The following is a 15,281-nucleotide window of genomic DNA, read 5'->3' on the forward strand; positions in this document are numbered from 1 at the left end:
ATAATAGTTCATGGTATATGAACTTTTATCAAGTTGAATTTTATATAGTTTAAAAGTTGAAGTTTAAGAAAATAAAGAGAATTGTATAGGAGATTTTTATGTTTTTAGATGAGGTAAAAATATTCGTCCGATCAGGTGATGGTGGGAATGGATTAGTAGCATTTAGAAGAGAAAAGTATGTTCCAAAAGGTGGTCCAGCAGGTGGTGACGGTGGACGTGGAGCAAACGTTGTATTTATAGTTGATGAAGGTTTAAGAACTTTCATGGATTACCGTTATCAGAAGAAATTCGTAGCACCTAATGGTGAGAACGGAATGAGCAAAGGTATGCATGGTAGAAAATCTAAAGATTTATACTTAAAAGTACCACCTGGGACTGTAATTCGTGATACTGATACTGGAGAGGTATTAGCAGACTTAGTAGAACATGAGCAAGAAGTAGTAGTAGCTCGTGGAGGTCGTGGAGGACGTGGAAACTGTCGTTTCGCAACTCCATCAAACCCAGCACCAGAGATCGCTGAAAATGGTGAACCAGGAGAAGAAAGAAATCTGACTTTAGAATTAAAACTTATGGCAGATGTAGGTCTTGTTGGATTCCCTTCAGTCGGTAAATCAACATTATTATCAATAACATCAAAAGCAAAACCAAAAATTGCTGATTATCACTTTACAACATTAGTACCAAATCTTGGTGTAGTAGAAACAAAAGATCACAGAAGTTTTGTTATGGCTGACCTTCCAGGATTAATCGAAGGAGCTAGTCAAGGTGTAGGTCTTGGTCACCAATTCTTACGTCACATCGAAAGAACGAAAGTTATTGTTCACGTAGTAGATATGTCAGCAACTGATGGTCGTGATCCATATGAAGATTATAAAATTATTAACCAAGAATTAGCAGAATATAACATGAGACTTTTAGAAAGACCTCAAGTAGTAGTAGCTAACAAGATGGATATTCCAGTTGCGAGTGAAAATCTTAAAGAATTTAAAAAACAATTAGAAAATGATGGTGAAGATGTGGATATCGTTGAAATTTCTGCCTTCACACGTAGTAATATTGATAACTTACTTTATAAAATAAGTGATATTCTAGATAACACAGATCCAAATACGTTATATGAACTTGATACTGAAGAAGAAAGTATGGAAAACAGAGTTCTTTATAAACATAAACCTAAGGATGAAACATTCAAGATTACTCGTGATGACACAGGTGCTTATGTAGTAAGTGGACCTGGTATTGAACGTGCATTCTTAATGACTGATTTCAACCGTGATGCTTCTGTTAGACGTTTTGCTCAACAAATGCGTTCTATGGGTGTAGATGATGCTTTACGTGACAGAGGATGTAAAAACGGTGATACTGTTAAGATCCTTAAAGGTGAGTTTGAATTCGTAGAGTAGGAGATAACCACTGTGGATAAAGAAAAAGTTTATTATATAATTAGAGAAGATGTATTGCCAGAAGCTGTAAAGAAGACATTGGCGATGAAAAAAGCTTTAGAAGAAGATTCGAAATTATCAATTTTAGAAGCTTCTAAAAGATTTGATTTAAGTAGAAGTGCATTCTATAAATATAAAGATACAATTTTCCCGATTCAAGATGTGAAAAGACAATCTATTCTATCACTATCTATTGATGTTGATGATATTCCTGGAATATTAGGCAGAATTTTAGCGGTTGTTAATGAAGCTAAGTGCAGTGTACTTACTATTCACCAAACCGTGCCGATTAATGCAAAAGCTACGATAATTATTTCTTTAGAGCTAAGTTCAGGTGATATAAATATTGAAAAATTAAATAAACGAATTAAAGATCTTGAGTTTGTTAATTCAATTAAAGTAATTGGTTTAAGCATGTAAAGATAGTTTAATAAATATTAAATGTAGGAGAACAGAGTAGGGAAGTCAGTTTCCTATGTCTGTTCTCCTTTTTATTTTAGAAAGGTTAATTATGCAGAAAAATGATATATTCGAAGGGAAAGTTATAGATTATACCCACGATGGTCTTGGTGTAGTAAAAATTGATAATTTTCCGATTTTTATTAAAGATGTTATAGAAGGTGAAGTAATCGAGTTTAAGATAATTAAATTAAAGAAAAATCTTGGTTATGGAAAAGTTCTTAATATTATTGAAAGTTCTAAAAATAGAATTGATGGTATTCCGAAAACTTCAGGAGCAAATTTAGTTCATATGAACTATGAAGAACAGTTGAAATTTAAAAAGAAAAAAGTTCAAAATGTTATGGATAAAGCTCTTGGGAAGGATTATGTCGAAGTATTAGAAACTTTAGGAATGGAAGATGGATACCATTATCGTAATAAGTCTGTGATTCCAGTACAAAAAGTTAATGGTGAAGTTAAGATGGGATATTATAAACCACGAAGCCATGATGTTGTTAATATAGAGAAATGTTTTATTCAATATGACGAACATAATGTATTAATGAACAAATTACGTAGTCTAATTTCAGAGCTTAACTTATCTGTCTATGATGAAAATAACCACTCAGGGGCAATTAGACATATTATGTTCAGAACAAATACCGTAAAAAGTGAAATCATGGTAGGTATTGTCGTGAAAGAGAAGTTTAATAAATTAGATGAATTCGTTGAAAAAATATCTAAATTAGATGATAGAATCGTTAGTATTATGTTGAATATTAATGATAAGAAGACAAATGTAATTTTTGGTGATAAAACTGAAAAATTATTTGGACAAGATTATATAACTGACACTCTAGATGGAATAGAGTTCAAGATTTCACTTCGTTCATTTTATCAAGTGAATCCAGTTCAAACAGAGGTATTGTATAGTAAAGCATTAGAACTTGCTGAGTTAAAAGAAACTGATACGATAATTGATGCTTACTGTGGTATTGGAACAATAAGTCTATTCGCAGCGAAGAAAGTTAAGAAAGTATACGGTATTGAAATAGTAGAAGCGGCTGTTTTAGATGCTCGTGAAAATGCTAAAAATAATAATATTGAAAATGCTGAATTTTTACTAGGTAAGAGTGAGGATGTAATAAAAAAATTAATCTCACAAAATATAAAATTAGATGCAGTTATCGTTGATCCACCACGTAAAGGATGTGAGGAAAGTTTCCTACGCGATTTGGCTTCAATGGGAATAGAAAAGATAGTCTATGTTAGTTGTAATCCATCTACATTAGCTAGAGACATGGAAATCATGAGAAGTCTAGGTTATAAACTAGGTGCAGTGCAACCTGTAGATATGTTCCCAGGAACGTATCATGTAGAAGCAGTAACACTTCTTGAACGAAATAATTAGAGAAGTAGAAGAATATTTTATAATCTCAGATAGTGCTCGTAGAATGAGGAGAGAAACCTTTGATATGAAAAGAAAGTTTGAACCTCCGAGTGTGTTGATTGATATTAAGGATTAGGAACTGATAGCTGTTTAAGCCTAGTAATACCGGAATTTCTGGACAATCGGACTAATTTGTTAAAGGGGAGGATAAACGCTATTCGATAACTTATTCAAAGGAAAAAAGGCTAAAAAGTGTGAGAGTTGAGTTGTTGAATTAGATATTGTTGTTATTCTGAGATGGAGAGGTAGAGGATATAACCGTGTGTATGATAAGTTTTGTATCATAGATATGGACTATTTAATGCACGTATCATATAATTGGACATCAACAGCTAATGATAGTGAAGAGATCTTAGCTACTGCACTTAATCATGAACTTGTAGCAAAGTTTGCAAAGAGTTTATGAAATTATATAATGGGATTTATTTTAAACAATGACAAATTAGTGTTGTGGGGGGATAATAATGCTGGAAAAAACACTAGAGACTTCATCAGGAGTGATTCATTATTGGATAAATGAAATTAATAAACAATCAAGAATCGCTCTTATATTTTTGCCAGGACTTACTGCTGATCATAGATTGTTTGATAAACAGATAGAATATTTTAAGGATAAGTTCAGAGTATTGGTTTGGGATGCACCTGGACATGCTTCATCATATCCTTTTGACCTTGATTTTGATTTGTTTGATGAAGCAAAATGGTTGTATGAAATATTAATAAATGAAGGAATTGATCAATCAATCTTAATTGGACAATCAATGGGAGGTTATCTAGGCCAGATTTATGCAGAACTATTTTCTGAAAAACTAAATGGTATTGTTACTATTGATTCAGCTCCTCTTCAAAGGCGGTATTATACCGTAATAGAATTATGGTTATTAAAAAAAGTAGAAGTAATATATAGAATTTATCCATGGAAAATACTTTTGAAACTGGGGCCGAAAGGAGTATCAACAACTGAATACGGAAGAAAATTAATGTTGGATATGATGATGGTTTATGATGGAAACAAAAAAAGATATTCTCATCTAGTAGGGCATGGATATAAAATCTTGGCAAAAGCAGTAGAAAAAAATCTGACTTATGAAATAAAATGTCCACATATGGTGATATGCGGTAAAGAAGATCGGGCAGGTTCCTGTATCCGATATTTGAAATTATATGAGAAAAAATCTGGGAAGCCTGTTGAGTGGATTGATAATGCTGGTCATAATTCGAACACTGATAGACCACATGTTGTAAATAAATTGATTCATGAATTTGTGAAAAAGTGTGACATATAAATACTAGGCTGTCGAGTTAATACCGTTTAACGATAACCTTATTCTATCGTTAAACGGTTTATAGACATGTTTCCATCTATCAAGTAAATCCAGTTAAAACAGAAGTATTATATAGTAAAGCGTTAGAACTTGCTGAGTTAAAAGAAACTGATACGATAATCGATGCTTACTGTGGTATTGAAACAATAAGTTTATTCGCAGCGAAGAAAGTTAAGAAAGTATATGGTATTGAAACAGTAGAAGCGGCTGTTTTAGATGCTCGTGAAAATGCGAAAAATAATAATATAACTAATGCAGAGTTTTTACTAGGTAAAAGTGAAGATGTAATTAAAAAATTAATCTCGCAAAATGTGAAATTAGATGCAGTTATTGTGGATTCACCACGTAAAGGATGCGAAGAAAGTTTCTTAAGAGACTTAGCTTCAATGGGAATAGAAAAGATAGTTTATGTGAGCTGTAATCCAGCAACTCTAGCACGTGATATGGAAATTATGAGAGGACTAGGTTATAAACTAGGTGCAGTGCAACCTGTAGATATGTTCCCTGGAACGTATCATGTAGAGACGTTAGCACTTTTGTCCAAACTTGATGTCGATAAGCACATAAGTGTTGAAATTGAGTTGGATGAGATGGATTTGACAAGTGCGGAGAGTAAAGCAACATATGCTCAAATCAAAGAATATGTTTGGAAAAAATTTCAATTAAAAGTTTCAACATTATATATTGCACAGATAAAAAGGAAATGTGGAATAGAATTACGAGAACATTACAACAAGTCAAAAAAGGAGAAACAAATTATTCCACAGTGTACACCTGAAAAAGAAAAAGCCATCATGGATGCTTTGAGACACTTCAAAATGATTTAATAGAAAAGAATGACAGCTATGACTTTCTGCATTTATTACTTTCCTACTTGGTATTGGAACGGCGTTGTTGCATATCATTATGGTGTTCTGCTTATTTTGGGCGTTAGCTTCTTTTATTGCAAGTTTAAGAGTAAGTTAACATATTTTTAGAAGTGTAAGTTGAATGATTGGTAAAATAGCAGGTATATATCTCTAAGTGTTATAATATATTATTAAGATGAAATATATTAGTTATTTAAAGATAAGAGAAACGAACGGGCAGAGGGGGGAAATTAAAACAAAATTATATTAAAAGAACACGCTAATTATGAAACTGGGATTTGTTATGAATCCCAGTTTAATTTTTATAATTGGATTAATAGAATTATTAAACTATACAATAAAATCAATTTAAAGAAAAATAAATATTAGATAATCTTAGACGATAGAAATTAAAAACTCTATTGTCTATTTTTATACTCAAAAGTTGGAGGGTATGATGATGAGGAAAAAATTCTATATTAGGTCAAATAAAAAGCTTTAAGATAGATGACAAAACTAAGTCTAATAAGAAAGACCATAGCAAAGGTGCAGAGAGATAAATATCGGTAGTCTCCGGACTGCCTTTATTTTTTTGCTTTTTTAAAGTGATGTATCAATTGATTAAAAATAACCCATAGTTAATGTTATAATAAATTTGTATGTAATAACAAACATAAGTATTTTTTAATGTATATATGTACGAGATTAGCTATCGAAAAAATAATCTTGGAGGTTATATGGAATTAAGTTATAAAAGGTTATTTAAAAAACTTATTGATTTAGATATACAACATAATGAGCTTATGGAAAAAGCAAATGTAAGTAGGAGTACATTTTATAAATTAAAGAATGGTGAGAATGTAACTACCGATATTTTGCTCAGAATTTGTGATGCATTGGATTGTGACATATCAGAAATTATGGAGTGTATTAAAAATGATTGAAATAATAAATGGAGAATGCATAGAAGAATTGAGGAAGTTAGACTCATCTACGGTTGATTTAATTATTACAGATCCTCCATATAATATTGCGAATTTCATGAACGGGAGAGATACAAATCTACAAAAAATGCGTTCTAATTTTTTTGGTGCTGCTGGTTGGGATGATTTAGATTTTAATGATTGGAAAGACCATATGAGATTGTTTTTAAAGAATCAAGTAGGATACTTAAGAATGGTGCTTCCATGATAGTTTTTATGTCAATATTAAGGGTTGAAACTCTTGTTGAAATAGCAAATGAATTTGGTTTTTATTATAAAACCACTGGAATTTGGCGCAAAACAAATCCAATGCCTAGAAATATGAATTTACATTTTGTTAATTCAAATGAGTGCTGGATATATTTTACTTATAAAACAAAAACAGGAACATTCAATAATAAAGGTAAATTGGTTCTAGACTATATTGAAACATCTGTCACGACTGCTAGGGAAAAGAAATTAGGTAAACATCCAACACAAAAGCCAATTATATTATTCGAACATTTTATAAGATTGCTTTCAAATGAGGGCGATTTAGTAGTAGATCCATTTCTAGGAAGCGGTTCTTCTGCAATTGCAAGCTATAGATTAAATAGAAATTTTATCGATGTTGAATTAGAAGAAAAATATGCTAAATTAGCGAATATGAGGGTAGAAGATGAAAAGACAAGTTATTGATTTGTTTTCTGGAGTTGGTGGACTATCTAAAGGATTTTTCGACTCAGGATTTGAAATTGTTTTAGCAAATGAAGTTGACTATTCTATAGCTAATTCTTATAAAAAAAATCATCCTAAAGTGAAAATGATTAATGAAGATATTTCAAAATTAGATATTGATGATGTTTTTAATGAGTATAAAAATATAGACGTAATTGTTGGGGGACCACCTTGTCAAGGATTTTCTCAAAAAGGGAAAAGAAAAATAATGGATGATCCACATAATTATTTATTTAAATATTTTTTTGAGGTAGTTAGTGTTGTTAGACCGAAGTATTTTGTGCTAGAAAATGTACCCAACATATTAATTGCAAATAACGGACATTTTAAAGACGAAATTTATAGCTTATATTCCAGTAATGGTTACACGTTATGATGATACCCTAGTAAGGAAGATTATCCAGAATGTTAGTGTTTATGATGACCACTTTGTAATATGCTTTAAATCTGGAATTGAAATGGAAGTATGATTTAATACTAATATAAACCGTCAATTAAGAGTTAGGTTCTCTTGATTGGCGGTTTTTGCATTGACTTTTACATGATTTATACATGTGATATTATCAAAAATGTTGTTTATAAGGTTATTGATAAGGAGTTGACCACATGAGTGATGTAATAAGCTGTTAGATGAAGCTATTAAAGAAACCGAAAACTTGTACGAAGGAGAAGTCTTTATTTTTAAGGAATTGTTTAAAGGATATGTATGGAACAGGATACCGAGAAAGGACTGTACTAATGTCTTAGTAGATGTTTTTGAGATATTTTAAATAATATAAAAAACACTTGAATAAATGCTCATATAACTATTGACACAAGAGAAAAATAATAATATAATAAATATACAACGTATGAATGATTATTCAAGTAATCAGATGAAATGATTTAAAAAGAGGTAATAATATGACTAAAAAATTTAATTCAATTGAAAGATGTGACTGCAATGTAATTCATGAGGATATTGTAAATCAAGTTAGAGATAAAATGCCTCAAGAAGAAAGCCTTTATGATCTAGCAGAATTATTTAAAGTATTTGGAGATTCAACACGAATCAGGATATTATGGGCTTTACATGAAGCTGAAATGTGTGTTTGTGATATCGCTGTATTACTTAACATGACACAATCAGCAATTTCCCATCAGCTGAGAGTCTTAAAACAAGCTAATTTAGTGAAAAACAGAAAAGAAGGCAAAGTAGTATATTATTCATTAGTTGATGATCATGTAAGAGAAATATTTGACCAAGGTCTAATTCATATCAACGAGAAGTAGTAATGCGGTAGAATAGAATATTTTTTGAAGATATTTGGGCATATATTTAAGTCTTCATTTCAAATGAGCAATGCTTCAAGAAAATTTGAAAAAGACTTGTAGTATTCAAAATAAAATTACAAATAATATTTAGGAGGATTTAATAATGAAAAAGAAATTTATACTTGAAGGTTTAGATTGTGCAAATTGCGCGGCAAAAATGGAAAAGGCTATTAATGAGCTTGATGGAGTGAAAGAAGCTACTGTTAACTTTATGACCACAAAACTCGTTATTGATGGTGAGGATGAAAAAATGCCAACAATAATAGCAGAGGCCGAAAAAATAGTTAAAAAAATCGAACCCGATACAACTATGAAAAAGGCTTAAAGGAGGCTATTTAGTATGACAAAACGACTATGGCGAATAATTATTGGTGCAGCCGTGTTAGCTACAGCAGTATTGCTTAGTTTAAATAACGAATGGTTACAGATTGCTCTCTTTATAATAAGTTACATTATTGTAGGTGGAGATGTTGTAAAAAGAGCTGTAAAAAATATTTTTAAAGGTCAAGTTTTCGATGAAAATTTTTTAATGAGTATTGCAACAATTGGTGCATTTTTTATTGGTGAGTATCCTGAAGGTGTTGCAGTTATGCTGTTTTATCAAGTTGGAGAACTGTTTCAAAGCTATGCAGTTGGCAAGTCGAGAAAGTCAATTGCAAGCCTTATGGATATTCGACCAGATTATGCAAATGTTAAAAAAGGTGATGAACTTGTCAAAGTTGACCCAGATGAAGTACAAATTGGAGATATTATTGTAATTAAAGCAGGAGAAAAAATTCCTCTTGATGGCAAGGTAATTGAGGGAAGTTCAATGATTGATACATCGGCACTAACAGGCGAATCTATTCCTCGTGAAGTAGAAGTTGGAAGTGATATCCTAAGTGGGTGCATCAACATTAATGGGGTTATTACAACAGAGGTTACCAAGGAATTTGGAGAATCTACTGTAAGTAAAATTCTTGATTTAGTTGAAAATGCAAGTAGTAAAAAATCCAATTCAGAACAATTTATTACGAAGTTTGCGAGATATTATACACCGGTTGTGGTTATAATTGCAGTTTTTCTAGCTATTATACCACCTCTTGTTATAGACGGGGCGACTTTTAGTGATTGGATATATAGAGCACTAGCATTCCTTGTGGTATCCTGTCCGTGTGCTTTAGTTATTTCAATTCCTTTGAGTTTCTTCGGTGGAATAGGTGGAGCCTCAAAAAAAGGTGTTTTAGTCAAGGGTAGTAATTATTTAGAGGCATTAGCAGAAACTGAAATTGTTGTTTTTGATAAAACTGGAACACTAACGAAAGGTGTATTTAATGTACAGGAAATTCATCCAGAAGGAGTTTCCAAAGAAGAGCTACTAGAATTAACTGCACATGCGGAAAGCTATTCCAATCATCCGATTTCACTTTCACTGAAACGTGCATATAGCAAAGAAATAGACAATGGACGTATTTCAGATGTAGAAGAGATATCAGGTCATGGTGTTATTGCAACAGTAGATGGCAAAAAGGTTATGGCAGGAAATATCAAACTTATGAAAATGATGGATATCCCTTATTTCAAGGGAGAGCTGATCGGTACTATTGTACATGTTGCTGTTAATAACAAATATATAGGTTACATTGTAATTGCCGATGAGGTAAAGGAAGATTCAGCACAAGCAATCAAGGAACTTAAGGCAGCTAATATTAAACAAACAGTTATGTTGACAGGTGATAATAAAAGTATTGGTTCAAAAGTTGCTAAAGAGCTTGGTCTTGATAAGGTTTATGCAGAACTGTTGCCAGCAGACAAAGTTGAAAAACTAGAAGAATTATTTTCGCAAAAATCTAAAAAAGGTAAACTTGCCTTTGTTGGTGACGGAATCAATGATGCACCTGTATTAGCTCGTGCAGACATTGGAATAGCAATGGGTGGTTTAGGTTCTGATGCGGCCATTGAAGCTGCTGATGTTGTAATTATGACTGATGAACCATCGAAAATTGCTACTACAATGAAGATTTCTAAAAAGACACTAAAAATTGCACATCAAAACATAGTATTTGCAATTGGAATAAAAATAATTGTTCTTATTTTGAGTGCTTTTGGAATAACTACTATGTGGGCAGCTATATTTGCAGATGTAGGTGTAACTATCATCGCAGTATTAAATGCTTTTAGAGCTTTGAATGTAAAGAATCTATAAACTATTTTTCCTATTCACCCCTTGAATGATACCGATAATTGACGATACAATCAAGGGGTATTTTTTAATTTAAAAACTATAAATGAAAATTGGTTGGGATTTACCTTGAATTAAATGGTTTTAAAGATATGGAGGTTATGTAATTGAAAGTTATTGATGAATTTTCTGTGAATGTATCACACAAAATTTAAATAGAACAAAGGAGAGTTGCCCTGTCTGTAATAATGAAGGAGTAACAGTTAGTAGGACAACCGTTGAACACTTGGTGACAGATGATTATCGTAATGCCGTTGATGGAGATCAATATAAGATATGCATGAATGAGGACTGCGACGTTATTTACTATAACTTAGATAAAGAAATAAAATTCTTAAAAGACCAAGTTAGGGTTCCTATCTGGTTTAAGAAAGATGCAGATCCTAAGTATGCTTGTTATTGCAGCAAAGTCACAGAAGATCAGGTAATTGAAGAAGTTGTAAAGCATGGTGCGAAAACCGTTAAAGAAGTAAATGCCATAACTGGAGCAATGAAAAATTCGCTTTGTAAGGAAAACAATCCTTTGGGGGTATGTTGTCATAAGATTATTCAGGAAGCCATTGATAAGGGATTAATCATGAAATGATTTGAGTTGATATGTTCTCACGAACAGACAAAACCGTTGATATCTTCCCACAAACGAGAGCCAATGTTGGATATGTTTCCGACTACGAGTGTGGATATGTTTCCCTTAACCATAGGGGTTGAAGCAGTTGTTTTAATGACAAGAGAGTAGACCGAAGCCGTTAATTACGAATGCTTTATGTGATAGCTGTCGTAGAGGAGTAGTAATACAGTAACAGAGAACCGCTGAGTGCGTGGTATTGCTACAGCGAACAAGAGGGTGAAAATCCTGATTTTAAGCTATTTTACAAGCATTTTGTATTTGTAGATAAAGGCAATTTTGACGTTAAAAAAGTCCTAAAAAGGCACATAGATGTAAATGTATTTGTAGATGTCGTTTGCGTATCTAAAAAGCTTTTATAAAGCGAATTTAGATATCAATAAACCACTGCACCTATGAGTTTTCATATGAACTTTGTTAAATTTTAGGACTTTTGGATCAGCCCCTTTTTTTATTGGCTGTATAATAAATCCGGGGCATGGAAAAAACCATGCTCCAGATTTTAATTAAGGGCTTTAGCCAGTTGAGGAGGCGAAGTCTCCGAAACAAAAAACCACCCGCTATGCGGGTGCGAGACAAAAGTTAAACAATTGAAAAATCATCCTTTCTTGATAAAATAAGAGTAGTTCAAGCTCTAAAATAAAGAAAGGATGATTTTAATTATGACAAATAAACATAATAGTTTATCGAATACAAAGTGGTTATGTAAATACCATATTGTATTTACACCTAAGTATATACGAAAAATAGAATTTAATCAATACAAACGAGATATAGTAGATATAATAAAAAGGTTATGTAAGTATAAAGGAGTGGAAATAATAGAAGGACACATAATGCCAGATCATATACATTTGCTACTATCAATACCGCCAAAATATAGTGTATCAAGTTTTATGGGGATTTGAAAGGAAAAAATTCACTGATGATATTTGATATTCATAAAACTTGGAATATAAGTATTGGAATAGAAAGTTTTGAGTAGAAGGATACTATGTAAGTACTGTAGTATTAAATGAAAGTACAATAAGAAAATATATCAGAGAACGATAATCGCATGAGATTACAATAGACAAACTGATAACGAAAGTATATACAAATCCATTTGGAAATAAAAAAATAGATAAACCCGTTTAACGGGTAGCGGGGGTTAAAATACAATAGGGCTTGAACGAATGTGAAAGCCAGTGCCTTGAGGTGCGTGTTAGTAACAAAGGGTTATACCCGAAGAGAAAACCACCCCTTTTCAGGGGGCATTATTGGTATCGTTTTGACATACCCATTTTAAGGTGAAAATAGGCGTTCTACCATTCCTGTGTACAGTGGATATGAAATGCGTTACTCGTTGGAGAACCGAGCCATGTTGAAGCAGTCGTTTTAATGACAAGGGTGTAGGCTGAAGCCATTAATTACGAATACTTTATGAGATAGTTATCGCAGAGCGTTAGTGATGAGGTAACAGTGAATCGATGAGTGTGTAGTATTAATGTCAAAAGTTGTAACTAGTGAATAAATGAAGTGTAGAAAATAAAGGCTTATTCTAAGGCTATCGTTAAAGGATATTGGTAACTTGGAGTAAGTCTTTATTTTAATTTACGAAATCTAAGGAGTATTGTATAATAAAATAAATTAAGTTGATTAAGAGGGAAATATATAATTTAAGTTTTGGAGGTGAGTGTGTGATAGAAATTAGACCTAGTTTTAAAAATATAGAATCATTTGAGGAATTTAACAAGTACTATTGGTATCGAGAGGAACTTTCACAAATATGTAAGTCTCTTGGACTAGAGTATAGATGTACAAAGAAAGAATTGAACTATATTATTGAACAATATTTCAAGGGGAATAGAATAGAAAAGTCTATAAGGAAAGTAAATAAAAAACATGCCGAAGTAATATCTTTAAATACACCATTGCTAGAATGTGGTTTTTCTTTTAACCAAAAATTTAGAGATTATTTTTCAGCTGTAACAGGAGTTAGCTCGTTTAAATTTAATGCTGATATGGCAACGGCTTGGAGAAAAGTAAAAAGTGATAATGATAAAGAATTTACAATTCAAGATATGATAAAAATATATTATGGAGAGTCAGATTATGCAAAGTATGATAATTCGACTTGTCAGTGGAATCAATTTTTGAAAGATTTTTGTGCAGATGAACACAGCAATAATTATTCTAACAAGTTAAAAGTTGCGGCTATCCTTTGGAAAGAAGTTAGAAACTCAAAAAATGAAAAAATTTATTCAAAACAACTTCTAAATGAATATGGATTCAAATTAGAGGAGTACTGCAAATAAAAATATATCGGATACTTTTTAATGATAGTATAAGGTTGTCGTTAAAAGGTTTATAGATGCAGGTAGGATGATTGGATATACTTTTCATATGGAGTGTGTGGCGTTACTTGTGAAAGGTGATTAATAGAAGAAAATTATAAAAGATAAATAATATAGTATTTTGTAAAGGGAGGGATTAATTGTGCCAAGACCAACGACAAAAAATGATTTAATGATAGTTGCCGAGGAAAGTTATGAAAAGTTAAACTTACATATTTCAAAGATGACGAGTGAAGAGTTAAATACACCTTTTAATTTTTCAAAAGATAAAAAGAAAAAAGAAGCTCATTGGAAAAGAGATAAAAACTTAAGAGATATCTTAATTCATCTATATGAATGGCATAAACTTGTTTTGAATTGGGTACGTTTCAATCAAGAGGGAGAAGAGAAATCATTTATTCCTGAACCATATAACTGGAGAACTTACGGCGATATGAATTTAGAATTTTGGAAAAAGCATCAGAATACGTCTCTGGAAGATGCAACAAAAGCTTTACAAAAATCTCATAAAGATATTTTGAAACTAGCCGAAAACTTTACAAATGAAGAATTATTTTCAAAAAAAGTTTATAAATGGGTTGGCGGGAGTACATTGGGATCTTATTTTGTCAGTGCTACTTCTAGCCATTATGATTGGGCTATAAAAAAAATAAAGGCCCATCAAAAAAATTGCAAGTAAGCCATAAATGGAAAAATACAAGGAAGTAAAGATAAATTAACGTAAACTTCCTTTTAGAGGAGTATCGCAAATAAAAATATATTGAATACTTTTTAAAGATAACTCACATTTGAAAAATTACGAGGAGATTATAAGATGAATAGTTATATAAAGTTAAATGAAGATAGATGGAATAATGTAAAAAATGACTATACTGAGCCGTTGACACACGAACAATTAGAAGAAGCTAGAAATAATCCAATTTCTGTTGCATTAACTGTTGGGAAAAAAGTTCCAAAAGAATGGTTTGAAAAAGCAAACGGAAAAAAGATATTAGGTTTAGCTTGTGGTGGTGGTCAGCAAGGTCCAGTTTTTGCTGTAAAAGGTTATGATGTAACTATAATGGATTTTTCTAAATCACAATTACAAAGAGATGAAATGGTTGCTAAAAGAGAAGGCTTAAAAATCAACACAGTTCAAGGTGATATGACAAAACCATTTCCATTTGAAAATGAAACATTTGATATTATTTTTAATCCAGTTTCAAATGTATATGTAGAAGATTTAGAAAATATATATAGGGAAGCCTCTCGAGTATTGAAAAAGGGTGGATTGTTAATGGTCGGATTTATGAATCCTTGGATATACATGTATGATGCTGACATTGTATGGGACAAACCCGATGAAGAATTACTTTTAAAATTCTCAATACCTTTTAATTCGAAAGAGCTTGAAGAGGAAGGCAAGATAACTATAAATCCAGAATATGGATATGAATTTAGCCATACCTTAGAAACTCAGATCCGAGGACAACTTAAAAATGGACTTACTATGATAGATTTTTATGAATCGTGTGACAAAAGACATAGACTATCACGTTATGGAAACGACTATATAGCTACACTTTGTATTAAACTATAA

At 31.7% G+C, this 15,281-nt stretch carries 15 protein-coding genes and 2 pseudogenes; all 17 read left to right on the forward strand.

Features of this window, described 5'->3' with window-relative positions:
* The first annotated feature begins 98 nt into the window (after nucleotides 1-98).
* The 17 genes and pseudogenes from obgE to FOC48_RS01825 all read left to right on the forward strand — a co-directional run bounded on the left by obgE (nucleotide 99) and on the right by FOC48_RS01825 (nucleotide 15,281).
* Nucleotides 99-1,403: a GTPase ObgE gene (gene obgE / locus FOC48_RS01730; RefSeq protein ID WP_003146619.1), complete on the forward strand. Its 1,305-nt coding sequence runs from the start codon at nucleotides 99-101 to the stop codon at nucleotides 1,401-1,403.
* A gap of 12 nt (nucleotides 1,404-1,415) precedes the next feature.
* Complete coding sequence (locus tag FOC48_RS01735; RefSeq protein WP_003146618.1) at nucleotides 1,416-1,862, forward strand: ACT domain-containing protein; 447 nt, start codon at nucleotides 1,416-1,418, stop codon at nucleotides 1,860-1,862.
* 91 nt (nucleotides 1,863-1,953) lie between these two features.
* Nucleotides 1,954-3,294, forward strand: coding sequence for a 23S rRNA (uracil(1939)-C(5))-methyltransferase RlmD (gene rlmD, locus FOC48_RS01740; RefSeq protein WP_035466928.1), 1,341 nt, complete (start codon nucleotides 1,954-1,956; stop codon nucleotides 3,292-3,294).
* A gap of 503 nt (nucleotides 3,295-3,797) precedes the next feature.
* Nucleotides 3,798-4,619, forward strand: a complete 822-nt coding sequence (locus FOC48_RS01750) for an alpha/beta fold hydrolase (protein WP_003146613.1) — start codon at nucleotides 3,798-3,800, stop codon at nucleotides 4,617-4,619.
* A 74-nt stretch (nucleotides 4,620-4,693) separates the two neighbouring features.
* Entirely contained in the window at nucleotides 4,694-5,485 is a 792-nt protein-coding gene (gene rlmD, locus FOC48_RS01755) for a 23S rRNA (uracil(1939)-C(5))-methyltransferase RlmD (protein ID WP_231291943.1), read from the forward strand.
* A 758-nt stretch (nucleotides 5,486-6,243) separates the two neighbouring features.
* A complete protein-coding gene (locus FOC48_RS01760; protein ID WP_003146610.1) occupies nucleotides 6,244-6,450 on the forward strand; it encodes a helix-turn-helix domain-containing protein in 207 nt (68 codons plus the stop codon).
* Nucleotides 6,410-6,697, forward strand: coding sequence for a class I SAM-dependent methyltransferase (locus tag FOC48_RS01765; protein ID WP_254263188.1), 288 nt, complete (start codon nucleotides 6,410-6,412; stop codon nucleotides 6,695-6,697). The genes FOC48_RS01760 and FOC48_RS01765 overlap by 41 nt, the downstream gene beginning before the upstream one ends.
* Before the next feature lie 8 nt (nucleotides 6,698-6,705).
* A complete protein-coding gene (locus tag FOC48_RS01770; protein WP_231291933.1) occupies nucleotides 6,706-7,167 on the forward strand; it encodes a DNA-methyltransferase in 462 nt (153 codons plus the stop codon).
* Entirely contained in the window at nucleotides 7,148-7,582 is a 435-nt protein-coding gene (locus tag FOC48_RS01775) for a DNA cytosine methyltransferase (protein ID WP_003146607.1), read from the forward strand. The genes FOC48_RS01770 and FOC48_RS01775 overlap by 20 nt, the downstream gene beginning before the upstream one ends.
* Before the next feature lie 262 nt (nucleotides 7,583-7,844).
* The gene (locus FOC48_RS01785) at nucleotides 7,845-7,976 is read left to right on the forward strand and encodes a DUF1413 domain-containing protein (protein WP_438590710.1); all 132 of its coding nucleotides are present in this window, start codon (nucleotides 7,845-7,847) and stop codon (nucleotides 7,974-7,976) included.
* A 133-nt stretch (nucleotides 7,977-8,109) separates the two neighbouring features.
* Nucleotides 8,110-8,478 (forward strand): ArsR/SmtB family transcription factor, encoded by a 369-nt coding sequence (locus FOC48_RS01790; protein ID WP_003145044.1) that lies wholly within the window; start codon nucleotides 8,110-8,112, stop codon nucleotides 8,476-8,478.
* A gap of 145 nt (nucleotides 8,479-8,623) precedes the next feature.
* Nucleotides 8,624-10,705, forward strand: a pseudogene (locus FOC48_RS01800) (heavy metal translocating P-type ATPase).
* Between the two features lie 160 nt (nucleotides 10,706-10,865).
* Nucleotides 10,866-11,327 carry a Csac_0668 family 2Fe-2S cluster-binding (seleno)protein gene (locus FOC48_RS01805; protein ID WP_231291942.1) on the forward strand — a complete coding sequence of 154 codons (462 nt, stop codon included), beginning with the start codon at nucleotides 10,866-10,868 and terminating at the stop codon, nucleotides 11,325-11,327.
* A gap of 701 nt (nucleotides 11,328-12,028) precedes the next feature.
* Nucleotides 12,029-12,503: pseudogene (tnpA, locus tag FOC48_RS01810) on the forward strand (IS200/IS605 family transposase).
* 542 nt (nucleotides 12,504-13,045) lie between these two features.
* Entirely contained in the window at nucleotides 13,046-13,663 is a 618-nt protein-coding gene (locus FOC48_RS01815; RefSeq protein ID WP_003146602.1) for an SAP domain-containing protein, read from the forward strand.
* 181 nt (nucleotides 13,664-13,844) lie between these two features.
* Nucleotides 13,845-14,381 carry a ClbS/DfsB family four-helix bundle protein gene (locus FOC48_RS01820; protein WP_003146601.1) on the forward strand — a complete coding sequence of 179 codons (537 nt, stop codon included), beginning with the start codon at nucleotides 13,845-13,847 and terminating at the stop codon, nucleotides 14,379-14,381.
* Between the two features lie 135 nt (nucleotides 14,382-14,516).
* Nucleotides 14,517-15,281 carry a class I SAM-dependent methyltransferase gene (locus FOC48_RS01825; protein ID WP_003146600.1) on the forward strand — a complete coding sequence of 255 codons (765 nt, stop codon included), beginning with the start codon at nucleotides 14,517-14,519 and terminating at the stop codon, nucleotides 15,279-15,281.

Origin of the sequence: Gemella haemolysans, from assembly GCF_012273215.1 — a bacterium.
In the GTDB taxonomy this organism is placed as follows: Bacteria; Bacillota; Bacilli; order Staphylococcales; family Gemellaceae; genus Gemella; species Gemella haemolysans_A.